Source organism: Streptosporangium sp. NPDC051023 (assembly GCF_040689595.1).
Classification (GTDB): domain Bacteria; phylum Actinomycetota; class Actinomycetes; order Streptosporangiales; family Streptosporangiaceae; genus Streptosporangium.
Window position 1 is genome coordinate 43,131 of sequence record NZ_JBFBCE010000015.1, and the last position, 21,804, is coordinate 64,934.

Genomic DNA, 21,804 nt, shown 5'->3' on the forward strand with positions numbered 1-21,804 from the left:
ACTTTGAGTGAACCGCCCCAGTCGGCCCTAGAGAGTAGGCGCGCCCCCATGCAGGCTTTCACGCTGCCCGACTTCTACATGCCGTATCCCGCGAGGCTCAACCCCCACCTGGAGCGTTCCCGCGAGCACAGCGCGGCCTGGGCCCGCGAGATGGGCATGCTCGACTCCCCCAAGCCCGGCGGCGGGGTCGTCTGGGACGAGGAGGCGCTGGCCAGGATGGACTATGCACTGATGTGCGCCTACACCCATCCCGACTGCGACGGCCCCGCCCTGGACCTGATCACCGACTGGTACGTCTGGGTGTTCTTCTTCGACGACCACTTCCTCGAGCTCTTCAAGCACTCCCGCGACCTCTCGGGCGCGAAGGCGCACCTCGACCGCCTTGAGCTGTTCATGACCCTGGAGGGGCAGACCCCGCCGGAGCCGGAGAACCCGGCGGAGGCCGGGTTGAAGGACCTGTGGGAGCGCACGGTGCCCGCGATGTCGCACGGGTGGCGGCGGCGCTTCGTCACCAGCACGCACAACCTGATGGTCGAGTCGATGTGGGAGCTGGACAACATCGACCGCGGCAGGATCGCGAACCCGATCGAGTACGTCCAGATGCGCAGGAGGGTCGGCGGGGCGCCGTGGTCGGCCAACCTCGTCGAGTACGCCGTCGGCGCCGAGGTCCCGGAGGGGCTCGCCGCGACGAGGCCGCTGCACGTGCTGTGTGACACGTTCGCCGACGCCGTGCACCTGCGCAACGACCTGTTCTCCTACCAGCGCGAGGTCCGGGAGGAGGGAGAGAACTCGAACGCGGTGCTGGTCTTCGAGCGGTTCTTCGACTGCCCGACGCAGGAGGCCGCCGAGCTGGTCAACGACCTGCTGACCTCCCGGCTGCTGCAGTTCGAGAACACGGCGCTGGCCGAGGTCCCGGCCCTGCTGGCCGAGCACGCCGTTCCCGCGCACGAGCAGGTGGGGGTCGGCCTGTACGTCAAGGGCCTGCAGGACTGGCAGTCCGGCGGCCACGAGTGGCACGCGAGGTCGAGCCGCTACATGAACGAGGGCGCCGTCACCGCGCCCGTCGTCGCGAGGGGTCCGGCGGGCCTGGGCGCCTCGGCCCTCAGGCTGCCGTCAGCGGCGACGAGGCCCGGCCTGCTGCGCAGGGCCAGGCAGCAGTCCCACACGCCGTTCGAACCGGTCGGTCACCTGCCGCTGCCCGGCTTCCACATGCCCTACCCGGTCCGCACCAGCCCCCACCTGGAAACGGCCCGCCGTCACGCGGTCGGCTGGGCCCGGCGGATGGGCATGTTCGACGCGGTGCCCGGGGTCGAGGCGGGCGGGGTCTGGGACGAGCGGCGCTTCCTCGGCTTCGACTTCGCGCACTGCGCCTCGATGATCCACGCCGACGCGAGCCGGGAACAACTCGACCTGTCCTCCGACTGGCTGGCCTGGGGGACCTACGGCGACGACTACTACCCCCTGGTGTTCGGGAGCGCGGGCGGCCTCGCGGCGGCGAGGCTCAGCAACGAACGACTGCCGGCGTTCATGCCGATCGACGCGGGGGCGACCCCGGAACCGGCGAACCCGATCGAGCGGGGCCTGGCGGACCTGTGGCGCCGTACGGCGGAGCCGATGGACGAGGCGGCCAGGCGGCACTTCCGCGCGACGATCGAGACCATGACGGCCAGCTGGCTGTGGGAGCTGGACAACCAGGCCCAGAACCGCGTCCCCGACCCGGTCGACTACGTCGAGATGCGTCGCAGGACGTTCGGCTCCGACCTGACGATGAGCCTGGCCAAGCTCGCGCACTACGACGCGGTGCCTCCGGAGATCTACCGGACCCGGACCATGCGCGAGCTGGAGACCGCGGCACAGGACTACGCCACCTTCACCAACGACCTGTTCTCCTACCAGAAGGAGATCGAGTTCGAGGGAGAGGTCCACAACCTGGTGCTGGTCGTTGAGAACTTCCTGGACGTGGACCGGCTGACCGCCAGGGACGTCGTGGCCGACCTGATGACGGCCCGGATGCGGCAGTTCGAGCACCTCGTCACCCACGACCTGCCCGCGCTGCTCGACGAGCTCGACCTCGACGAGCGGGTCCGCGGGATCCTCACCCGCCACGCGGACGGCCTCAAGGAGTGGATGTCGGGAATCCTGGAGTGGCACCGCAGGTGCGTCCGGTACACCGAGACCGAGCTGCGGCGTCACCACGGCCCGGCGGGGTCGGCGGCGCCGCTGTTCCTGCCCTCCGGGCTGGGCACCACCGCGGTCAGGGTCACGGTGCCCTCCGGGCCGGTCGGGCTCGGCGACCTCGCCTCGCGGGTGCGCCGGGCGTGACGGTCAGCCGCCGGGGGCGACCACGTGGATCTCGAAGCCGTCCCCGGCCACGACCTGGCCCGCGCGGATCTTGCAGGTCTTGCGGAGTTCGACCTGGCCGTCGACCGTGACGTTGCCCTCGGCGATGAAGTGCTTGGCCTGGCCGCCCGTGTCGGTGACGGCGCAGTACTTCAGCAGGTCACACAACGGGATGTAGTCGGTTTCCAGCTCAAAGGTCTCGTTCACGATCGAGAGTCTAGATGCCGCGCATCCGCAGGACGTGCAACGCGAGAGTGAGGTTCAGCCGCAGGTGGGCATCCTCGGTGAAGTTGCCGAGCATCCGTTCCAGCTTGCCGATCCGATAGCGCAGGGTGTTGTAGTGGAAGTGCAGCCGCCGGGCCGTCTCGGCGACGTTCAGGTTGGTCTCCAGGAGCACCTGCAGGGTCCTGCGCAGGTCGCCGTTCTCCGCGTCGGTGTCGGAGGCGAGCGGGCCGAGGGTCTCGCGGACGAAGGCGTGCAGCTCCGCGGTGTCGTTGACCAGGGAGAGCAGCCGGTAGACGCCGAGCTGGTCGAAGTGGGCGACCGCGCCGGGGCCGTGGAGTTGACGGCCGACCCTGGCCGCCTTCACGGCCTGGCCGTACGCCTCGGGCAGAGCCTCGGCCCCGACGGCGGTACGGCTGGCGCCGGTCGAGAAGGTCGCGGGCAGGCATTCGGCGAACGCGGCGACGGCGTCCTTGGCCAGGCGGCCCGTGTCGACGGCCGCGTCCACGATGGTGACGACCTCATGGGAGAAGCCCGCGACGGCGCCGTGCCTGTCGTGGCGGCGCATCGCGCTGGTCCAGCAGGTGACCAGCCGGTCCTGGGCGACGCGCTCGTCGCCCTCCGGGTCGAGTTCGGCGACCAGGACGGTGACGGGGCGTTGCAGGTCCCAGCCGAAGGCCTTGGCCCGCGCGGCGACCCGTTCGGAGCCGCCCGCCCTACCGGTGAGCACGTCACGCAGGAAGTCGGCACGGTACTTGCTCTCGACCGCGTTCACCGCCTCCTGCCGGGTGACCACGAGCGCGGCGACCGTAGCGGCACGTTCCAAGATGCCGACGTCGCTGTCGCCGGCCGCTCCGGCGGGAGCGCGGGCGACGATCCGGCCGTGGTGGTGGCCGCCCGCGACGACGGGGACCGAGGTGTGATGCCCTTCGGGCGCGGCGCGCAGCTCGGTCACCTGCTCGGCGGGCCCGGCCGCGGCCAGCACCTGCCCCGCCCCGTCGAGCACGGCGACGGCGACGCCCAGCAGCCCGGCCACCTCCGCGGTCACCTCGCGCAGCCCGCCTCCCGCGAGCACGACCTGGACCAGCGCCCGGTGCGCCTCCTCCGCCCTGGCCAGCACGGCGGCCTGCCGGTTGAGGATGTCGGTGAGGACCTGGTTGAGGATGTCGTCGAAGCCGACGTCGTCGGGAAGCTGAATGAGCGGGAAACCGAGCCGGTCGGCCTGCTTGACCATCTCCTCCGGCAGCCGGTCCAGGTAGCGGCCGAGCTTGATGGCCAGCGCGGCCAGCCCGCGCTCGTCCAGGTCGCTCACGAGCCTGTCGAGCGACTGCGGGGTGTTGCGCAGCGGGTATCCGGTGGTGAGCAGCAGCTCGTTCGGCTTCACCCAGGCGAGGATGTCGGGAACCTCCATCACGTTGAGCCGCTGCACGATCCGGCCCAGGCCGCGCCCTCCCGCGATCAGCCTGGCTCCGGCCAGCGTCGAGACGCCGAGAACCTCCCCGACGGCGACGCCGTGGGTGATCGTTCCGGTGCTCGCCAGCCGTACGGGAGGTTCCATGAAGAGATTGTGACTGATGAGGGCGTCTGTCAGGAAGAGCCAACCTTTGGGCTGACTGTTGGCACCTTTCTCCGTACGGAGAGGATCGGCGCGCGTTCTACCGTCAGGTCAGTGGACCGGGGGCGTCCGTGCGTGATCCTGACCGGGAACCGGTGGTTACGAGCACGGATGAAAGGCAGTGAGGGGATCTCATGACCGTTGGAACGCGTCCGAGAGCCCAGCGGGGACAGGGCACCCAACGAGGGCACGTGCGGGCGCACGCGACAGGCGCCGCCAGCACGGCCCTGCGCAAGGTGCTCGAGTCACCCCGTCGCCCCGCGCGTGTGCTCGCCGCCTTCCCCACCGGGATCTATCTGGAGCTCCGCACCGAACTCGAACCCCACGTGATCGCGGTGGTCTCCGGAGACGCGGTCCGGCTGCCGAACGCGATGGTGATCAACGATCCGCTGCCCCGGGTCTCCGTCGGGGACGAGGCGTGCGTGGGCGACGGCTCCATCGAGATCGGCGGGCTCGGCCTGCGGGCGCACCGCTGGTGGGACCCCGCTCCGCCGCTCGGTGCCATCGATCCCGTACGGCTGGCCTCCTGCCTGCCCGTGATGACCGAACTGTGCGACCGATCGCCGAGGCGACCTGGACTGGAGGGCAACGGCGCCGCCGAGCTGCTCGCCGGGGGATGCGCGGAGGGCTCGCTGCTGCACGGTGTCACGGCCGCCGAGCAGCTCGTCGGCCTCGGTCCCGGCCTCACCCCTAGCGGCGACGACATGCTCGCCGGGCTGCTGGTCGCGCTGCGCCACCTCGGCACCGCCGCGGGTGTGGCCCGCGCCGTCTGGCTCGCCGACTGGCTGGCCGCCGCGGTCACCTTCGACGCGCGCAGCAGGACCACCCCCATCTCCGCGACGCTGCTGCACTGCGCCGCAAGGGGGGAGGCCAGCGGCGAGGTGCTGGCCGTGCTGCGCGGCGTGGCCGGTCGGCAGTCACTGGAGGCCGCCCTGCACCGGCTGTTCCAGGTCGGCCACACCTCGGGGGCCGACCTGGCCTGGGGGGTGCGCGTCGGCCTCGCCGCCGTCGTCGGGCTGGAGAGCGGGAGCCGTTGAGCACCGACCTGGTCCGGGTCCGCCCCGGGGTCTACCACGATTCGGTGAGCCTGATGCGGGTCAGCAGAGCGGTGACCGCGCTGCCCGGGGTCGAGGTCGCGGTGGTGGCGATGGCCACGGAGCTCAACCGGGGCATCGCCGCCGAGCTGGGCTTCGACCTTCCCGAGGCGGGGCAGGGCGACCTGCTGATCGCGCTGCGAAGCGGTGGGCCCGTGGAGCTTGAGGCGGCGGCGGCCGAGCTCGACCGGCTGCTCACCGACCTGACGACGCGAACGGAGGGCGGCGCGGGCGGTGACGTGGGCAGTGGCGTGGGCAGGGCCGCGGGGCAGCCCCCGCGCACCGTGCGCGCGGCCGCCCGCCGCGGGGTCGGGGACGGCGTCGCCACGCTGGCCCTGGTCTCCGTGCCGGGGCCGCACGCGTTCGCCGAGGCGATGGACGCGATCGAGGCGGGCCTGCCTGTGATGATCTTCAGTGACAACGTCCCCGTCGAGCAGGAGGTGCTGCTCAAACGGCGTGCCGAAGAGCTGGGGCTGCTGGTCATGGGGCCCGACTGCGGCACCGCCGTGATCGGAGGCGCGGGCCTCGGCTTCTCGAACGTACTGCGACCGGGCCCCGTCGGGATCGTGGCCGCCTCTGGAACCGGCGCGCAGCAGGTGATGTGCCTGCTGGACATGGCGGGCGTCGGAGTCAGCCACGTGCTGGGCGTCGGCGGCAGGGACCTGTCCTCGGACGTCGGCGGGCTGTCCACGCTCCGCGCCCTCGCGGCGCTCGACGCCGACCCGGCGACCGAGCTGATCGTGCTGATCTCCAAGCCGCCCGCCCCCGAGGTCGAGGACGTCGTACGGCGAGCGGTGGGAAGCCTCACGACCCCGGTGGTGACGGCGCTGCTCGGCCCCGGACGCGACGACCTGACCGCCGCGACGGAGACCGTCCTACGGGCGCTCGGCGTCCCGGTTCCGGTGTGGCGTTCGTGGCCCGCGCCCGGCACCGGCGACGATCTCCCGGCCGGACCCGGTACGCAGGCGGGCACCGGTGAGACGCCCGGCGCGGGAATCCCGCACGGGGCTCCCGGCGAAGGCGCGGGCGCAACGGCCGGCACGGGGGCCTCGCACGGGGCTCCCGGCACGGGGACGCTGCGCGGCGTCTACTCGGGGGGCACCCTGTGCGCGGAGGCCCGCCTGGTCGCGGGGGCCGGGGAGTTCACCGACTTCGGCGACGACGCCTACACCCGGGGCAGGGCCCATCCGATGATCGACCCCTCGCTCCGCCTCGAGGCCCTGACCCGGGTGCCGTCCGGTGACGTCGCACTGCTCGACGTGGTCCTCGGGCACACCGCCGACCCCGACCCGGCGGCCGGGCTCGCCCCGGGGATCGCCTCCGCCGTCGCCAGAGGCGTGCGGGTCGTGGTCGCGCTGGTCGGCTCGCGGGACGATCCGCAGGGGCTTGAGGCCCAGGCGGAGGCGTTGCGGGCGGCGGGGGCCGCGGTCTTCGCCTCGAACGCTCAGGCCGCGGGGCATGCGGCCGGTCTCGTCGCAGGTGCCCGATGACGCTGCCCATGCTCTCTGGGGAACCCCGGGTGATCACGGTGGGGGCGGAGGCGCTCGGCGAGGCACTGGACGCGCAGGCCGTACCGAGGGCGGGCGTCGACTGGCGCCCGCCGCTGCCGGGCACGGAAGGCGACATCGCCCGGGTGCTGGCCGACCCTCGCAGGGCCCGGGCGAACGAGACGGCGGTCGGCCGCATGGTGTCCGCCAGGCCGCAGCTCATCGGGGTACGGCGGGCGGGCGAGGCGCTGGACCTGCCGGTCGGCTCGTTCCTGCACGCGGGGCCGCCGATCGACTGGGAGCGCGCCTCGGGGCCGATGCGCGGCGCACTCATCGGGGCGATGCTGCTCGAGGGGCTGGCCTCAGACGCCGAGGAGGCGCAACGGCGGCTCGCCGAGGGGCGGGCCCACCTCGAACCCTGTCACGGCCGGGGAGCGGTCGGGCCGATGGCGGGCGTGGTCAGCCCGTCCATGTGGATGTTCGAGGTGCGTGACGCCGAACACGGCGGCACCGCGTACTGCTCGCTCAACGAGGGCCTGGGCAAGGTGCTGCGCTACGGCGCCTACGGTGCCGAGGTGCTGGAACGGCTGCGCTGGATGGGTGAGGTGCTCGGACCCGTGCTGCGCGAAACCCTTGAGCTGACCGGACCGCTGGATCTCAGGGCGCTCATCGCGCAGGCCCTGCAGATGGGCGACGAGCTGCACAACCGCAACCGCGCCGCCACCTCGCTGCTGGTGCGGGAGCTGGCCCCCGGCGTCGTGGACGCCTCCCCCGCTCACGCGGCCGAGGTGCTGCGCTTCGTCAACGGCAACGACCATTTCTTCCTCAACGCGGGCATGGCGGCGTGCAAGGTGAGCGCGGACGCCGCCAGGGGCATCCCCGGCTCGACCATGGTCGTCGCGATGGCCCGCAACGGAACCGACTTCGGCGTGCAGGTCTCCGGGCTCGGCGACCGCTGGTTCACCGGACCCGCAGGCGTGCCGGACGGCCTCTATCTCGGCGCGTACGGCCCCGCGGACGCCAACCCCGACATCGGCGACTCCACGATCACGGAGACGGCGGGTCTGGGCGGCTTCGCGATGGCGGCGGCCCCGGCGATCGTCCGGTTCGTCGGTGGCGACGTCTCGGCCGCGACGGCGGCGACCCGCGCCATGTACGAGATCACCCTCGCCGAGCACCCCGCCTACCAGATCCCGGGCCTCGGCTTTCGCGGCACACCGGTCGGCGTCGATGTGACGCTGGTCGCCAGGACGGGCCTGCTGCCCACCGTCAACACCGGCATCGCGGGCAGGGTCGCGGGCACGGGACAGGTCGGCGCGGGCCTGGTGAACCCGCCCGCCTCCGCCTTCACCTCCGCGCTGGCCGCGCTGGCCGAGGCGGCCTCCCGGGACGGGCGCGGCGGCTGACCCTGCGGTCGCGCCGGGGCATAGGCCGACATCACAGGAAAGATCCGTCGATGACGGACACCTCGGACATGTTCGCGATACATCAACTTCCGTTGCCCGACACGATCCCGCTATCGTGTCCAGCCTTGCGCATAAGGTTGGTTGTGGGGACGGGGCGTGATGACCGATCGCTTGCTCGGTAAGCCCCCCATCGGTTCGGAGGGCGACACCATCGGCGCGACCGGAGCGGAAGGGCAGAGCAGGCTGGTCGGCAGGCGTTATCGCCTCCTGTCACCGGTCGGCCGGGGCGGTATGGGTGTGGTGTGGCACGCGCACGACGTCCTGCTCGACCGCGACGTCGCGGTCAAGGAGCTGATCCTCCCCCACGGGCTCGACGAGGACGGCTTGCGGGCGGCGCACCGGCGCATGCTGCGTGAGGCCCGTTCCGCCGCGCGGCTCAGCCATCCGGGAATCGTCACCGTCCACGACGTCGTCGAGGAGGACGGCCGTCCCTGGATCGTGATGGAGCTGGTCCGCGCCTGGTCCCTGGAGCAGGCCGTACGAAAAAACGGGCCATTGCCGGTCGTCCAGGCCGCCGAGATCGCCGTCAGGATGCTTGACGCGCTGCGCCACGCCCACGGCGCCGGAGTGCTGCACCGCGACATCAAACCGGGCAACGTGCTGCTCACCTCCGACCGGGTGGTGCTCACCGACTTCGGCATCGCCGCGATAGAGGGCGACGTCTCGATCACCCAGACCGGCCTGCTGATGGGCTCGCCCGCCTACATCCCGCCGGAGCGGCTGTCCGGCAGGCCACTCACGTACGCCGCCGACCTGTGGTCCTTCGGCGCCACGCTGTACGCGGCGGTCGAGGGGCGCCCGCCGTACGAGGGGCCGGACGCGGTGGCCGTACTCGGCGCGATCCTCACCCAGGAGCCCAACAGGCCGCAGCGGGCCGGAGCGCTGATCGCCGTCATCGAGGGCCTGCTCCGCAAGAACCCCGCCGACAGGATGACCGCCGCGCAAGTGGCCGACCTGCTGGACCGGGTGCTGCGCAGCCACGGCTCGGCCACCTCAAGCCAGGCCGCCGCCGTGCAGACCGCCCCGCCGGTGCCGTCCCTCGACGACCTCGCGTCAATGCAGCTCCTGCCGCCGCCGGACTCCCCACCGGGACCGTTCCCCTCGCGGATCATCGAGACCCCGTCGGGTCCCGTGCGAGTGCCCTACGACGCGCAGGGACTCCCGCTCGGCGGTTCCGACTCACCCGGCGAGCCGCGGGACCTTCTCGACGCGGACCTGACGGACACGACCTCCAGGAACCGGTCCGCGTCGGGCTCACCCGGCACGCGGACGGGCGGCCACAGGCGCGGGTACGACGCGCTGCGCAGCCCGGCCGCCGACCTCGGGCGTCCTCCCTCCTTCGAAGAGCCCCCCGGCGTCGCGCCAGGGCCGCCCCCGGACGCCCGCGGGCTGACCGGTGAGACCGTCCCCACCGGGACGGGATCGCGAGCGGGACGGGAGGCCGCACGGACCCCCAGATCACCGGCAGGCCGGGCGGGAAGCCGCAGGAGCTCGCGCCGCAGGGCGGCCGACGGAGGGCGCTGGATGCGTGGCGGGCGCCCGGCCCTCCTTCTGATCGTCGTCTGCGCGGTCGCGGTGCTGGCCGCGGTGGCCGCCGCGCTGTTCTTCCTGCTGCCCTTCAGCACCTCGCAGCCCTCGGAGGCCGAGGGCGTCAACCCCTCCCCCATGCTTCTCGCCTCCTCCGATCCCGCGTCGCCGTCCCCGCAACGCGTCGAGGTGCCCGCCGGATACAGGACACTGAGCGCGGGGCGCGTCTCGGGCGCGCTGCCCAGGGGGTGGACGGTGCGGCGGGGGAACGGCGGGGCCTTGACCTTCTACGGGCCGAAGAACAGCGGGCTGAGCATCGTCGTCACCCAGACGCCGGTCGCCGACCCGGTGACCGCGCTCGGCAGGGTCGGCAAGGAAGGCCTGGACGAGTACACCGAGGTCGGCGTCACCGCGGTGCCGTACGGCACGTGGAAGGCCGCCGACTGGGAGTACACCTACGTCAGGTCCCCGGGCGCCGTCCCCATGCACGGGCTGACCCGCTACGTCGCGGTCGACGACCGGAACGCCTACCTGATCGCGTTCACCGCGCAGGACCTGGACTGGGACGAGAGCGCCGAACTGCTGCGCATCTTCTTCGCGACCTTCGAGCCGAACGGCTGACATCCGACATATCCGACTTCCGGGATATCCGGTCGCATAAAAATTACAAGCGATGACAAAATTCACTTGTGACCGCAATCCCCTCAAATGCCACCATTTCCCATAAGAAAACGAGGGAAATAGCCAGCCTGCAGCGGCGGACGCTCATCGTGCTGTCCGCCGCGCAGATCACCAGTGGGATCGGCACCGCCGTAGGACTCTCCCTCAGCTCACTGGTGGTCGCCCAGCTCTCGGGTTCCGTGACGATCAGCGGGCTGGCCGGGACCGCGGGCGTGCTCGGTGCCGCGCTGCTGGCGCTGCCGACCGCCAGGACCTCGGGCCGCGGCGGGCGGCGAGCCGGGCTGGCTCTGGCCTACGGATGCGCCCTGCTCGGCTGCGTGATCGTGGTGGCCGCCATCACCGTGCGGTCGTGGCCGCTGCTGCTCGCCGGGCTGGTCCTGTTCGGCAGCGCCAGCGCGGGCAGCCTGGCCTCCCGCTACTCGGCGACCGACCTGTCCCCTCCCGGCCACTCCGCCCGGCACCTGTCCTGGGTGGTGTGGGCCACGACGATCGGCTCCGTCGCGGGCCCCAACCTCGTCGAACCGGCCGAACACCTCGGCCGCGCGCTCGGCCTGGCACCGGACACGGGCCCCTTCGCGCTCTCCATGGTGACCTTCGCCATCGCCCTGGCCGTCATCGCGGTCGGCCTGCGACCCGACCCGCTGCTGGTGGCCCGCTCGGTCGCCACCCCCGCCCCGGCCGCGCCCGCCCAGACCACTCCCGTCCAGGCCGCCCCCGCCCAGGACGCCACTGCCCAGAGCGCCCCCGCCAGTGCCGTTCCCCCTGCCCCAGCAACCGCGTCCGCGTCTGCGTCCACGTCCACGGACAAGCACGAAGGCACACTGCGCACCGCGTGGCACGCCCTACGCCGGACCCGCGCCGCGTCACAGGCCCTCATCGCGATCGCGGTCAGCCACACGGCCATGGTGTCGATCATGTCCATGACACCGGTCCATCTGGATCACGGCGGCGCGACCTACTCCGTCATCGGCATCGTGATCAGCCTGCACATCGCGGGCATGTACATCCTGTCCCCGGTGGTCGGCTGGCTGGCCGACCGGATCGGCCGGGTCCCGGTCCTCGTGCTCGGCATGGGACTGCTGCTGGCCGCCGCCGTCCTCGCCGGCGGGGCGGGAACGGAGGACGTCCCACGGGTGACGGCCGGGCTTGCGCTGCTCGGCGCCGGCTGGTCCTGCGGGCTGATCGCCGGTTCCGCGATGCTCAGCGAAGCCGTACGGCTGGAGCACCGCCCCGCCGTACAGGGCCTGTCCGACCTGCTGATGAACGTCTGCGGCGCGATGGGCGCGGTGATCGCCGGAGTGGTCGTCGGCACCCTTTCCTACGGCCTGCTCTGCACGGTCGTCGCGGTCATGGTGACGATCACCGGCGGCTGGCTGGCGCTCAGACGCGTTTGACGGCCCCGGCGACCGCCGCTCCCCGGCGACGATCACCCAGCGGACGCCCGGCGCCCACAGGCGCGTGACGCCCCGGCGGGCGACCGCCACAGAGCGAAGCACCGGGTCACTTGGCGTCGGCGTAGCAGCGCACCTCGACGGCCTGCATCGGGAAGCGCACCGGGGTCTGGCCGAACAGCAGCCTGGTCGCCTCCTCCGCGGCCCTGCCGACCGCCGCGACCACCTCGTCGGCGAGCTCGGCGGGGCAGTGCACCATCACCTCGTCGTGCTGGAAGAACACCAGCGCTGCCGGGGCGGGCAGCAGCCCGCGCAGCACCGCCATGAGCGTGAGCGCCCACTCCGCCGCGGTCGCCTGGACCACGAAGTTGCGAGTGAAGCGCCCCCGGTCGCGGGCCGCCCTGGCTCCCTCGGGACCGGAGACCAACTCCCGCCAACGGGCGGAGGGCGGCGGACAGGTGCGGCCGAGCCAGGAGCGGACCAGCTTGCCCTCCTCTCCCGCCCGCGCGGCGTCCTCGACGAACTGGTAGGCCCTGGGGAAGCGCTGGCGCATGATCGCCAGCAGTTTGGGCGCGTCGCCGCTGGTCCCGCCGTACATCGCCGACAACAGCGCGATCTTGGCGTGGTCGCGCTCACCGCCGAACGCCTGGGCCAGCGCCTGGTAGAGGTCGATCTGCCCGGCGGCCCCGGCCAGACCGCCGTCGCCCGCCATCGCGGCCAGCACCCGGGGTTCGAGCTGGGCGGCGTCCGCGACGACCAGCGTCCAGCCCTCGTCGGCGACCACCACCTTGCGCATCACCTTGGGAATCTGCAGCGCGCCGCCGCCGCTGGTCGCCCAGCGTCCCGAAACCACCCCGCCGACGACGTACTCGGGCCTGAAGCGGTCGTCGCGCACCCACTGGTCGGCCCAGACCCAGCCGTGGAAGCTGTAGATCCTGGCCAGCTCCTTGTAGGCGAGCAGGGGCGCGACACCCGGGTGGTCGACGTCCTTGATCTCGTGGGCCCTGGTCGAGGCGATGGGCACGCCCGCCGACTTGAACGCCTTGACGATCTGCTGCGGGGAGTCGGGGTTGAACGGGCCGCCGAAGGCCACCCCGATCTGGTCAGCCAGGGCCTGGAGCTTGGCCGGGCGCATGCCGTGCACGGGACGCGGGCCCAGCAGCCCGGTCAGCAACTCGTCGTGCACGTCCCGCCGCCACGGCATGCCCTCGTGAGCCATCTCCACGGCGACCAGCGCCCCTGCCGACTCCGCCGCGACCAGCAGCCGGAACCGCCCGGGGTCGGCGACGGCCTCGATCCGCCGGAGCTGGTCGGCGTGGACCTCGGCGACCAGGCCCGCGTCCGGCGGGGGCGGCTCCTCCTCGAACAGCGTGGCCTGCCGCGCCTGCGGCTCGTGGTGGTCCTCGGGCACCGGCAGGCCGTGCAGCCTGGCATGCGCGGCCCACGCGGAACGGGGCTCGCCGTAGCGCCCCTCGTAACCCAGCAGCAGCCCCTCCGTCAAGGCCAGGTCGTGGCAGCGCGCCAGCCGCACTCCCGCGCGCAGGAGCGCGGGGTAGACCTCCCTCGTGTCCGCCCAGACCCAGCGGGGCGCGGGCCCAGGACCGGCCTCGATCTCCCGGACGGCCGCCGCCAGATCAGCGACCGTCCTGGCCTCCTGCCCGTCGGGGCGCAGGACACCCGAGGTGCCGGACCCAGCGGCCACTGCCACGTTCATCCGTCCAGCCTGTCACGCCGGACCGACAGTTCCGATCAGGCGAGCGAGATCTCGACCTCGTCCTCGAGCGGGGGTTCGATCTCCTGCGGCAGGCAGCCGGTCGCGGCGAAACAGCGGATCTTCAGGCTCGTCGGTGTCACCGAGACGTGCAGGAAGCTCTTGAAGAACGGCGGTGTGTCCCAGTCGGACAGTTCGGACAGGTAGCGGTGGAAGACCCTGCCGACAGGAAGCCGGAACGGCATCGGCCAACCGCCGAGGATCCGCGCGGCCCACCGCATCCGCCGGGTGATGGGAACGGGCCTGATGTCCCTCGGCGGGGTGTTGCCGATCTGCTTCGACATCAGCGCGACCCCCTCCTCTGGGGTGAGGTAGAGCCAGCGCATGCGCAGCCGTTCGCTGTAGAGCTTGCTGTAGAACGACAGCGAATCGCCGCGCAGCGGGTAGCACCTGTAGTTGTCCTCGTGGACGCCGCCGACCGTAACCCTGGGGGTGGTGTGGGTCGCGTGCATGAAGGCCCCTGAGCCGCCCGCCACGATGTACTGGATCGTCCGGCCGCCGGTCCTGACCGGGAAGCGCTGGTAGTTGTGGACGTCGCCGCCTATCGCCGCCACGTAGTTGTGCGCGGGATCGGCGACGATGTCGTCGATCGTGCCGCCACCCTCGAGCCTGGACGGCTTGTAGTCGTTGCGGACGTAGATCGGCTTGCCGGTGATCAGGAGCTTGGGCCGTGGATCTCGCGAGACCTCGCGCAGCCAGCGCGCCTGTTCCCGGTCAAGGTCGCCGCGGATGCCGGTGTCGACGCCGACGATGAGCAGGCCCGGCGTCTCCATCGCCCAGTACGGCCCCGGCTGCGCGGCCCGCTGCACAGGCAGGGCCCTGCGCTCGTGCGCCTTGGCGAGGCGGGCCTCGTCGATCTTCTCCGGCTTGCGCCACAGCAGCCCGCGCAGCCCGGCGGGCGACAGCCTGAACCCCTCCCGCTCCGCCTTCAGCGCGGGGGCGTCGCAGAAGACCCGCATGAAGCCGCCGAGTCCGTCGTGCCAGTCGTGGTTTCCCGGGACCGCGTAGATCGGCGCCCGGTACTCCTCGTACGGGCGGAAGAACTTGTTCTCGTACTCGTTGCCCGACCCCGCCGGATAGATCACGTCACTGGCGATGACCGCGAAGTCCGTGTCCGCGCCGAGCTTGAGCAGGCCGGGAACGACGGCGTACTGCGAGGAGTCGCCCTCGCCCGTGTCACCGAGGACGAGGAAGGAGAACTCGGGCCCGACGTCCATCGGGATCCGGAACGAGGGATCGATCCCCCGGTCGTGCTGGGACGCCACCCAGCGCCCCCTGACCTGGCCTGAGGGGTCGCCGAACAGGCCCGCGAGGATCTCGTTCCTCGACTTCCACAGGGTGCGCGGACTGAGCCAGCTGAAGGTCTCCTTGCCGGGCACGAGCTTCTTAAAGGTGCCGATCTGGGCGCAGGCCCAGCCCGCCCCTTCCTCCGAGACCCGGGAGGAGACCTCACGCCCGCGTTCCGCGGCCTGCCCGACATCCACCATGGTCATATTTTGATGGCGATATCACGAAGCCGCACCCGTTTCAGCGTGAATCCACTCGTCCGAGCGCCTTTACATCGTAGATTTCAAACGGGAGGCATCCTATTTCAAACGGGAGGCACCCTTGGGAAGAACGGCCTCCCGCGGGAAACGGGGATCAGCCACTGCCCCTCCCACCGCCCGGCTCGGCGCGGACCGGCCCTACGCCCGCGATCCGGGAGACAGGAGCACGCCGGGGTTGAGGATCCCCGCCGGGTCGAGCCGTTCCTTGATCCCGCGCAGGATCTCCACGCCCAGTTCGCCGATCTCGGCGGCGTAGGCCTCGCGGTGGTCGCGGCCGACGCCGTGGTGGTGCGAGATCGTGCCGCCCGCCGCCACGATCGCCTCGTTGACCGCGCTCTTGGCCCTCTCCCACTGCGTGACGGGGGCGTCGTCCTGGGCCGTGACGACCGTGAAGTAGAGGGAGGCGCCCGTGGCGTACACGTGGGAGACGTGGCACATCACCAGCGGTGCGCCGAGCGAGGCGGTGAGCGACAGGCGCACGGCCTCGTAGAGCCTGGGCAGGTTGGACCAGAACCCCGCCGTCTCCAGGGTCTCCACGGTCGCGCCCGCCGCGAGCAGGGAGTCGCGCAGATAGGGGGCCGAGTAGCGGCCACGCGCCCATGACTCGCCGGGTCCCGTGCCGAGACAGACGCCGCCGAGCCCGGACAGCACGGCGGCGACGCGCTCCCGGAGCGCGGCGACCTCCCCGCCGCGCCTGTCCCGGCCTCCCCGGCCTCCCCCGGCGGCCTGCCCTGACCGCCCGGACCCCGCCGCCTGCGCCGGTTCTCCTGGCTCCTGCGCCTGTTCCGGCCGCTCCGGCTTTCCCGCGCCCTCGTAGCCCTCGTAGCCCACGATGACCAGGCAGCCCGATTCGGCCGCCGACGCGCCGATCTCCCCCGGCTTCGCCAGGCCGACCATCGTCTCGGTCTCGTCCGACAGCCGGAGCACGGTCGGCAGCGGGCCGTCCTGCGCGAGCCGCCGCAGCGCGGCCGAGCCCTCCCGGAACGACGCGAACCGCCAGCCCTCGTAGAGCTGCTCCTCAGGAGCCCGCCGTACGCGGAGCCTGAGCGAGGTGATCACTCCGAAGGCGCCCTCAGAGCCGAGGATCACCTGGCGCAGGTCGGGGCCGGCGGCGGACTTGGGCGCGCGGCCGAGGTCGAGGGTGCCGCGCGGGGTCGCGACCGTCATGCCGACCACCATGTCGTCGAACCTGCCGTAGCCCGCCGAGGCCTGACCGCTGGATCGGGCCGCGGCGAACCCGCCGAGCGTGGCGTACTCGAACGACTGGGGAAAGTGCCCCAGGGTGAACCCGTGCTCGGCGAGGAGCAGTTCGGCCTGAGGCGCGCGCAGTCCCGGCTCCATCTCGACCACCATCGACTCGGCGTCCACCGAGACGAGCCGGTCGAGCCTGCCCAGGTCCAGCGCGACGACTCCGGTGAAGCCCCGCTCTCCGACCGCCAGCCCTCCGACGACCGAGGTGCCCCCACCGAACGGGACAACCGCGACCCGGCGGGCGGAGCAGATCCGCAACACCTCCAGCACGTCGGCGTGGGAGCCGGGCAGCAGCACGGCGTCCGGCGCCTGCGAGCCGTCGCCCGCGCGCATGCGCATCAGGTCGGGGGTGGACTTGCCTCGGGTGTGCCGGACGCGGGCCTCGTCGTCGACGCGGACGTGGTCGGCGCCGACGGCTGCGCGCAGCTCGTCCAGGACGGCCTGCGGCAGTGCCGCCACGGGTAGCCTGACCTCGCCGAAGCCCACCGCGGGCGTCCGCGGCGCGCGCACGCCCAGCAGGTCCCGCAGCAGCAGCCTGACGGGCTCCGGCAGCTCGGACGCCTTCTCGGGATCACCCCAGCCTGACCAGAGCATCGGCTCGGCGGTGTTCTTCGGAGTTTCCACCTCTACACTGTGACATATGACGTCCATTCGTCACAACGCACCCTTCGGCGACACTCCGACCTCCGGCCCGCTTCGCGGCCAGGCTCAGGATCGCGCCCCGGACACCGCCCCGGTTTCCGGCCGTGGCGCCGATCCGATCCTCGACCCGGTCCTCGACGCGACCAGGGAGGTGGTGCTCGCGGTCGGAGTCAGGCGCACCACCCTCACCGAGGTGGCCCGCAGGGCCGGGCTGTCCCGCATGACGATCTACCGGCGCTGGCCCGACGTGCGCGGCCTCGTCGCCGACCTGATGACCCGCGAGTGGGTGCTCGTCGCGGGCCGCTTCGCCACCGAGGACCCGGTGACCGCCGCGGTGGCGACGGTGGGAGCGCTGCGCGACCATCCGCTCTGGCGCAAGATCGTCGAGGTGGACCCCGAGCTGCTCCTGCCGTACCTGCTCAAGCGCAGGGGCTCCAGCCATGAGGTCATGCTCTCGCTCGTCGAGTCGGCCGTCGCCAGGGGCCAGGAGCTGGGCACCGTACGGCGGGACGACCCGGCGAGGCTGGCCCGGACGGTCGTGCTGACCGCCCAGTCGTTCCTGCTCTCCGGCCCCGCCCTGTTCTTTCCGCTCACCGGGGACGACCTGGACGCCGAGCTGACGGCACTCCTGGAGAGGTATCTCAGACCATGAACTCCTCCCTCAACGCGGTCAGGCGCGCGCGAGAGCTCGCCGAGACCCGTGACCTCGTGGTGGACGTGCTGGTCGTCGGGCTCGGGGCGACCGGGGCGGGCGTGGCGCTCGACGCGGCCTCCAGAGGCCTCTCCGTCGCCGCGATCGACGCCGGTGACCTGGCGTCCGGCACCTCAAGGTGGAGCTCGAAGATGATCCACGGCGGCCTCCGCTACCTGGCCAGAGGTCAGGTGGGGGTGGCGCACGAGAGCGCGGTCGAGCGCGGGATCCTGCTCGGCCGCACCGCCCCACATCTGGTGCGGGCCCAGCCGTACCTGATGCCGCTGACCCCGGCGGTCTCCCGGGGTGGGGCGGCGACGGTGATGGCCGGCTACCGGCTCGGCGACGGGCTGCGGATCGCCGCCCGCACGCCCCGCCGTCTCCTCCCCGGCCCCTCGCGGATCTCCCCCGCGCTGGCGTTGCGTCTCGCCCCGCCGCTGAACCCGTACGGCCTGCGCGGTGCCCTGCTGTCCTGGGACGGGCGGCTGGTCGACGACGCCCGGCTCGTGGTCACGCTCGCGAGAACGGCCGCGTCGCACGGGGCCAGGATCCTGACCCGCTGCCGGGCGCTGGAGCTGGCTGGGGACGGGGCGCTGGCCCGTGACGAGCTCACCGGGGACACCTTCATGATCCGAGCCAGGGCGGTGGTCAACGCGACCGGGGTCTGGGCGGGCCTGCTCGTCCCGGACGTCCGGATGCGGCCCTCACGCGGCACCCACCTGGTGTTCCGGCCCGAGACCCTGCCCGGCCTCGCGGCCGGGCTGCACGTGCCGATTCCGGGGGAGCGCGCCAGGTTCGTTCTGGTACTCCCCCAGGCGGACGGCAGGATCCACGTCGGACTCACCGACGAACCGCTCGAGGGCCCCGTGCCCGACGTGCCGCAGGTGCCGGAGGGCGACGTGACGTTTCTGCTCGGCGTGCTCAACTCGGTGCTCGGGGTCGCGGTCGGCAGGCGGGAGGTCGCCGGGGCCTACGCCGGGCTCCGCCCGCTTCCCGCCGCGGAGGGGCGCACCGCCGATCTGTCAAGGAGGCACGCGCTGTCCGTCTCCCGCGACGGGGTCGTGACAATCGTCGGTGGGAAGCTGACCACGTACCGGCGGATGGCCGAGGACGCGGTCGACCTGGCGGTGCGGCGGCGGGGGCTGGCCGCGGGCGGGAGCCGTACGGCGCGCCTGCCCCTCATCGGAGCGGGCGCCGAGGCGGACGGAACCCCGAAGGGAAACGCGCACGGGGTGCCGAGACGGCTGACCGAGCGCTACGGGAGCGAGGCCGCGGCGGTCCAGGCGCTGGCGGAGGAGGACCCCACGCTGGCCGAGCCGCTGCCGACCGGGGTCACCGGGGCCGAGCTCGTCTGGGCCGTCAGGCACGAGGGAGCGCTCGACGTCGACGACCTGCTCGACCGCCGGACGCGCATCGGCCTGGTCACCGAGGACAGGGCGGCCGCCCTGCCCATGGCACAGTCGGCACTGACCCGCTGAGCGACGGTCGCGGACCGGGGCCGCCGCCATCGGCTCGGGGTCGGAGCCCGAGAGGAAGAGGAATGAGAGGAATGAGAGGAATGAGGAGGACGGGAAGAAGTGGGGAGCACCGGCCCCCGGCCATGACCGGTGGTCCCGGAGCGACGGCCCACCCGCCGCTCCCTGACCACCGACTCAGGACGGAAGGCGCCTGCCTGCCGGTGCGAGCCTGTTGACACCGCCCCATTGAAGCAGGGCCATGGACGCTCGCACGGCGGAACGACTTTATTCGGCGACTCTGTTGACAGCGGATCACCGCAGGGCGTACAGGTTTTCCGATTCGCCCGGAGATCTCCCTGTTCCCCCTACGCCACACTCGTAACACTCTTAGGTTAGTCTTACCTAAGTCTGTATAGGTGTAGACGTCGCCGCGGGGAGCGTTCCGGATATGACACTCAAGGGTTGCGCACATCCCGAGGGCTGCCATACCGGTGACCTGCCCGTCCTCGCCAGCGCCACGGTCGGGGCCCGGTTCTGGCTGCTCATCGAGCATCCCGGCCCCTGGGCCTCCCACCTCGAAGAGTGCCGCCTCCCCGACGGCGTGCGCGCCCTCGTCGAACGGGCGGTGAGCCTCGGCATCCGGCCTCAGCTGATCCGCCGCCCCGGGCGCCGCGGGCCCGTGGCGAGCGGGATCCATGTCATGGTCGCCGACTCGACCGCCGCCGAGCCGTGGCTCGCGGAAGGCGTCGTCGCAGGTCCACACGATCTTGACCTCGACGCCGTGGTGGCCGGAGTGGTCCCGGAGTCCTGCATACTTGTCAGTGAGCCGGTTTTTCTGGTCTGCACGCATGCCAAACGCAACGCGTGCTGCGCCCGCATTGGACTACCCCTCGCTCGGTCACTGGCGGAAGTGCTGCCGGACAGAGTATGGGAAACATCACATGTTGGCGGCGATCGATACGCCGCCAACCTTGTGTGCTTGCCACACGGCCTTTACTACGGCAGCATGTCTCAGGCTGCTGCGATCGCGGCAGCCGATGCGTACCGGTCCGGTGAGATCATTCTCGACCGATTCCGGGGACGCGCAGGCATCCCTGAGCCACTGCAAGCCGCCGAGCATTTCGTCCGCGCCCACACGGGCGAGCTCTCGGTCGGCGGAGTGGCCGTGGAGTCCTCCAGGTCGGACGGCGACACCACCGAGGCGTTCGTGCGCGGTAGTGGCGTTCGTTTTCGGGTAGTGGTTGAACCCATGACGCTAACAACGCCATGTGGTACGGCTTGCGCCGACACGATCACTACCTACCGGCTGGTCGCGCTGGACAGGCTCACCCCTGTGCGGTACGCCACGCCCGCCCTGACCTGACCGAGGGAACATCGCGGCCAATCCAGGCGTTGGACCCAGGGACGCCATAAGCGTCCAATGCGGCATCAACCCGAAATACCTCTCACTAAAAGGTGGTTTTCTCATGTCTCAGGTACGTCGGCAGACCGCCCGGCCACGGCCCAGCTGGGGCTGGCAGGATGACGCCGCGTGCCGGGGTGAGGACCTCGTGCTCTTCTTCGGCCCTGACGGGGAGCGTCAGCCTGAGCGTGACATCCGCGAGCGGAAGGCCAAGGCCATCTGTGCCCAGTGCCCGGTCCGCGCGGAGTGCCTGGACTACGCGCTGTCCCGTCCGGAGAAGTACGGCACCTGGGGCGGTCTGAACGAGGACGAGCGCGCCTCCGAGCGTCGCCGTCGCATGCGCCGCGCCGCCAGCGCCGGCATCAGCGCCGTCGCCTGAGCAGTACCTCCACCCGGCTTCCCCTGACGTGTGATCTCGCTGTTCCCCCTGCGAGATCACACGTTGTTGTGTCAGGGGCGGATGTCACACTTTCGTGACCCAGCCGGGTCGGTCAGTTCTGCGGCGGGATCTTCGGAGTGTCCCTGCGTCCGCGCGACGGCAGCGGCTTGACCTGGGGTGCCGAGCAGTTCGGGCAGCTCTGGTCCACCCAGGGCGGCGTGGTGACGATGCCCTTCCTTCGCCACACGACCGGGCGCCCGTCGTCGGCGTGGCAGGCCTCGTAGAGGTCTCCCCAGACGTGCAGGCAGCGAAGGCACTGGAAGTCCCAGGCCTCGGCGACGGCATTGATCTCTCGCATGTGCTCTCTTCTCGCATGGGTTCGGTACCGGCCTGCAGGACGAGCGGCCAGACCTATATGCGAGAGACTCCGAGCAGGATCAGCCTTCGGGCCCCGGCGGGCGGAGCGACGGGAAAGACCTCGTCAGCCCATTTCCGGCCCGCTCTCCCCTCCTCCGGCGCGTCCGCGACGTCCGCGCACGGCGGCACCGGCACGCCCGCTCGTGCGCGCGGGTCACGCCTGCACACGGTGTCATGCGAGAGGGGTACGGCAGGCGTCTCGTCGACGGGGTGCGAATCGCCCGCGACCCTCTCGACGCACTGTCGCTCGGCCGCCAGGCCCAGATCGCCGGACTGCCAGCCCAGGCAGAGGCCCAGGCAGACGAGAAGCACGATCCACGGCGCCGTCCGGCGGCGCCGGGAGAGTGCGCGTCCACGCGAACCGGCGATCACACCTAAAGGTTTGCCTACCTACAGTAAACGAAACTCCACTCAGAGTAATTAT

The 21,804-nt window shown here is 71.9% G+C and carries 17 protein-coding genes; 10 read left to right on the plus strand and 7 right to left on the minus strand.

Features of this window, described 5'->3' with window-relative positions; genetic code table 11:
* Nucleotides 1-48: 48 nt before the first annotated feature.
* Complete coding sequence (locus AB0395_RS12525) at nucleotides 49-2,322, plus strand: germacradienol/geosmin synthase (protein WP_366279923.1); 2,274 nt, start codon at nucleotides 49-51, stop codon at nucleotides 2,320-2,322.
* 3 nt (nucleotides 2,323-2,325) lie between these two features.
* Here AB0395_RS12525 and AB0395_RS12530 read toward each other — a convergent pair whose 3' ends face one another.
* Both AB0395_RS12530 and AB0395_RS12535 read right to left on the minus strand, forming a co-directional pair.
* Complete coding sequence (locus tag AB0395_RS12530) at nucleotides 2,326-2,547, minus strand: RNA-binding S4 domain-containing protein (RefSeq protein ID WP_271221225.1); 222 nt, start codon at nucleotides 2,545-2,547, stop codon at nucleotides 2,326-2,328.
* 10 nt (nucleotides 2,548-2,557) lie between these two features.
* Nucleotides 2,558-4,120, minus strand: a complete 1,563-nt coding sequence (locus AB0395_RS12535; protein WP_366279926.1) for a PucR family transcriptional regulator ligand-binding domain-containing protein — start codon at nucleotides 4,118-4,120, stop codon at nucleotides 2,558-2,560.
* A 191-nt stretch (nucleotides 4,121-4,311) separates the two neighbouring features.
* Here AB0395_RS12535 and AB0395_RS12540 point away from each other — a divergent pair, with 191 nt between their 5' ends.
* The 5 genes from AB0395_RS12540 to AB0395_RS12560 all read left to right on the plus strand — a co-directional run bounded on the left by AB0395_RS12540 (nucleotide 4,312) and on the right by AB0395_RS12560 (nucleotide 11,826).
* The gene (locus AB0395_RS12540) at nucleotides 4,312-5,214 is read left to right on the plus strand and encodes a DUF2877 domain-containing protein (protein WP_366279929.1); all 903 of its coding nucleotides are present in this window, start codon (nucleotides 4,312-4,314) and stop codon (nucleotides 5,212-5,214) included.
* Nucleotides 5,211-6,761 (plus strand): FdrA family protein, encoded by a 1,551-nt coding sequence (locus tag AB0395_RS12545; protein ID WP_366279931.1) that lies wholly within the window; start codon nucleotides 5,211-5,213, stop codon nucleotides 6,759-6,761. Before AB0395_RS12540 ends, AB0395_RS12545 begins: the two co-directional genes overlap by 4 nt.
* Nucleotides 6,758-8,164: a DUF1116 domain-containing protein gene (locus tag AB0395_RS12550; protein WP_366279935.1), complete on the plus strand. Its 1,407-nt coding sequence runs from the start codon at nucleotides 6,758-6,760 to the stop codon at nucleotides 8,162-8,164. The genes AB0395_RS12545 and AB0395_RS12550 overlap by 4 nt, the downstream gene beginning before the upstream one ends.
* A gap of 159 nt (nucleotides 8,165-8,323) precedes the next feature.
* Nucleotides 8,324-10,372 carry a serine/threonine-protein kinase gene (locus tag AB0395_RS12555; RefSeq protein WP_366279938.1) on the plus strand — a complete coding sequence of 683 codons (2,049 nt, stop codon included), beginning with the start codon at nucleotides 8,324-8,326 and terminating at the stop codon, nucleotides 10,370-10,372.
* A gap of 149 nt (nucleotides 10,373-10,521) precedes the next feature.
* Nucleotides 10,522-11,826, plus strand: a complete 1,305-nt coding sequence (locus AB0395_RS12560) for an MFS transporter (RefSeq protein WP_366279941.1) — start codon at nucleotides 10,522-10,524, stop codon at nucleotides 11,824-11,826.
* 106 nt (nucleotides 11,827-11,932) lie between these two features.
* Here AB0395_RS12560 and AB0395_RS12565 read toward each other — a convergent pair whose 3' ends face one another.
* From AB0395_RS12565 to AB0395_RS12575, 3 genes are all read right to left on the minus strand, one after another.
* Nucleotides 11,933-13,537 (minus strand): bifunctional 3'-5' exonuclease/DNA polymerase, encoded by a 1,605-nt coding sequence (locus AB0395_RS12565; RefSeq protein WP_366279944.1) that lies wholly within the window; start codon nucleotides 13,535-13,537, stop codon nucleotides 11,933-11,935.
* 35 nt (nucleotides 13,538-13,572) lie between these two features.
* Nucleotides 13,573-15,087, minus strand: a complete 1,515-nt coding sequence (locus tag AB0395_RS12570) for a metallophosphoesterase (RefSeq protein WP_366279947.1) — start codon at nucleotides 15,085-15,087, stop codon at nucleotides 13,573-13,575.
* A gap of 192 nt (nucleotides 15,088-15,279) precedes the next feature.
* Nucleotides 15,280-16,986, minus strand: coding sequence for an FAD-binding oxidoreductase (locus tag AB0395_RS12575; RefSeq protein WP_366280124.1), 1,707 nt, complete (start codon nucleotides 16,984-16,986; stop codon nucleotides 15,280-15,282).
* Nucleotides 16,987-17,032: 46 nt separating this feature from the next.
* Between AB0395_RS12575 and AB0395_RS12580 the strand changes: the two genes are divergently transcribed.
* The 4 genes from AB0395_RS12580 to AB0395_RS12595 all read left to right on the plus strand — a co-directional run bounded on the left by AB0395_RS12580 (nucleotide 17,033) and on the right by AB0395_RS12595 (nucleotide 20,963).
* Nucleotides 17,033-17,686, plus strand: a complete 654-nt coding sequence (locus tag AB0395_RS12580; protein ID WP_366279950.1) for a TetR/AcrR family transcriptional regulator — start codon at nucleotides 17,033-17,035, stop codon at nucleotides 17,684-17,686.
* A complete protein-coding gene (locus AB0395_RS12585; protein ID WP_366279953.1) occupies nucleotides 17,683-19,203 on the plus strand; it encodes a glycerol-3-phosphate dehydrogenase/oxidase in 1,521 nt (506 codons plus the stop codon). The genes AB0395_RS12580 and AB0395_RS12585 overlap by 4 nt, the downstream gene beginning before the upstream one ends.
* Before the next feature lie 427 nt (nucleotides 19,204-19,630).
* A complete protein-coding gene (locus AB0395_RS12590; RefSeq protein ID WP_366279955.1) occupies nucleotides 19,631-20,545 on the plus strand; it encodes a sucrase ferredoxin in 915 nt (304 codons plus the stop codon).
* Between the two features lie 103 nt (nucleotides 20,546-20,648).
* A complete protein-coding gene (locus AB0395_RS12595; RefSeq protein ID WP_012893126.1) occupies nucleotides 20,649-20,963 on the plus strand; it encodes a WhiB family transcriptional regulator in 315 nt (104 codons plus the stop codon).
* 112 nt (nucleotides 20,964-21,075) lie between these two features.
* Here AB0395_RS12595 and AB0395_RS12600 read toward each other — a convergent pair whose 3' ends face one another.
* Nucleotides 21,076-21,321 carry a hypothetical protein gene (locus AB0395_RS12600; RefSeq protein WP_366279957.1) on the minus strand — a complete coding sequence of 82 codons (246 nt, stop codon included), beginning with the start codon at nucleotides 21,319-21,321 and terminating at the stop codon, nucleotides 21,076-21,078.
* Between the two features lie 53 nt (nucleotides 21,322-21,374).
* Entirely contained in the window at nucleotides 21,375-21,752 is a 378-nt protein-coding gene (locus tag AB0395_RS12605) for a hypothetical protein (RefSeq protein WP_366279959.1), read from the minus strand.
* Nucleotides 21,753-21,804: the final 52 nt, after the last annotated feature.

Bases quoted from the DNA above. Each gene is read 5' to 3' on its own strand.
- AB0395_RS12525 (WP_366279923.1), top strand. From the start codon at position 49: ATGCAGGCTTTCACGCTGCCCGACTTCTACATGCCGTATCCCGCGAGG.
- AB0395_RS12535 (WP_366279926.1), bottom strand. From the start codon at position 4,120: ATGGAACCTCCCGTACGGCTGGCGAGCACCGGAACGATCACCCACGGC.
- AB0395_RS12540 (WP_366279929.1), top strand. From the start codon at position 4,312: ATGACCGTTGGAACGCGTCCGAGAGCCCAGCGGGGACAGGGCACCCAA.
- AB0395_RS12550 (WP_366279935.1), top strand. From the start codon at position 6,758: ATGACGCTGCCCATGCTCTCTGGGGAACCCCGGGTGATCACGGTGGGG.
- AB0395_RS12555 (WP_366279938.1), top strand. From the start codon at position 8,324: ATGACCGATCGCTTGCTCGGTAAGCCCCCCATCGGTTCGGAGGGCGAC.
- AB0395_RS12565 (WP_366279944.1), bottom strand. From the start codon at position 13,537: ATGAACGTGGCAGTGGCCGCTGGGTCCGGCACCTCGGGTGTCCTGCGC.
- AB0395_RS12570 (WP_366279947.1), bottom strand. From the start codon at position 15,087: ATGACCATGGTGGATGTCGGGCAGGCCGCGGAACGCGGGCGTGAGGTC.
- AB0395_RS12575 (WP_366280124.1), bottom strand. From the start codon at position 16,986: ATGCTCTGGTCAGGCTGGGGTGATCCCGAGAAGGCGTCCGAGCTGCCG.
- AB0395_RS12580 (WP_366279950.1), top strand. From the start codon at position 17,033: ATGACGTCCATTCGTCACAACGCACCCTTCGGCGACACTCCGACCTCC.
- AB0395_RS12585 (WP_366279953.1), top strand. From the start codon at position 17,683: ATGAACTCCTCCCTCAACGCGGTCAGGCGCGCGCGAGAGCTCGCCGAG.
- AB0395_RS12590 (WP_366279955.1), top strand. From the start codon at position 19,631: ATGACACTCAAGGGTTGCGCACATCCCGAGGGCTGCCATACCGGTGAC.
- AB0395_RS12595 (WP_012893126.1), top strand. From the start codon at position 20,649: ATGTCTCAGGTACGTCGGCAGACCGCCCGGCCACGGCCCAGCTGGGGC.
- AB0395_RS12600 (WP_366279957.1), bottom strand. From the start codon at position 21,321: ATGCGAGAGATCAATGCCGTCGCCGAGGCCTGGGACTTCCAGTGCCTT.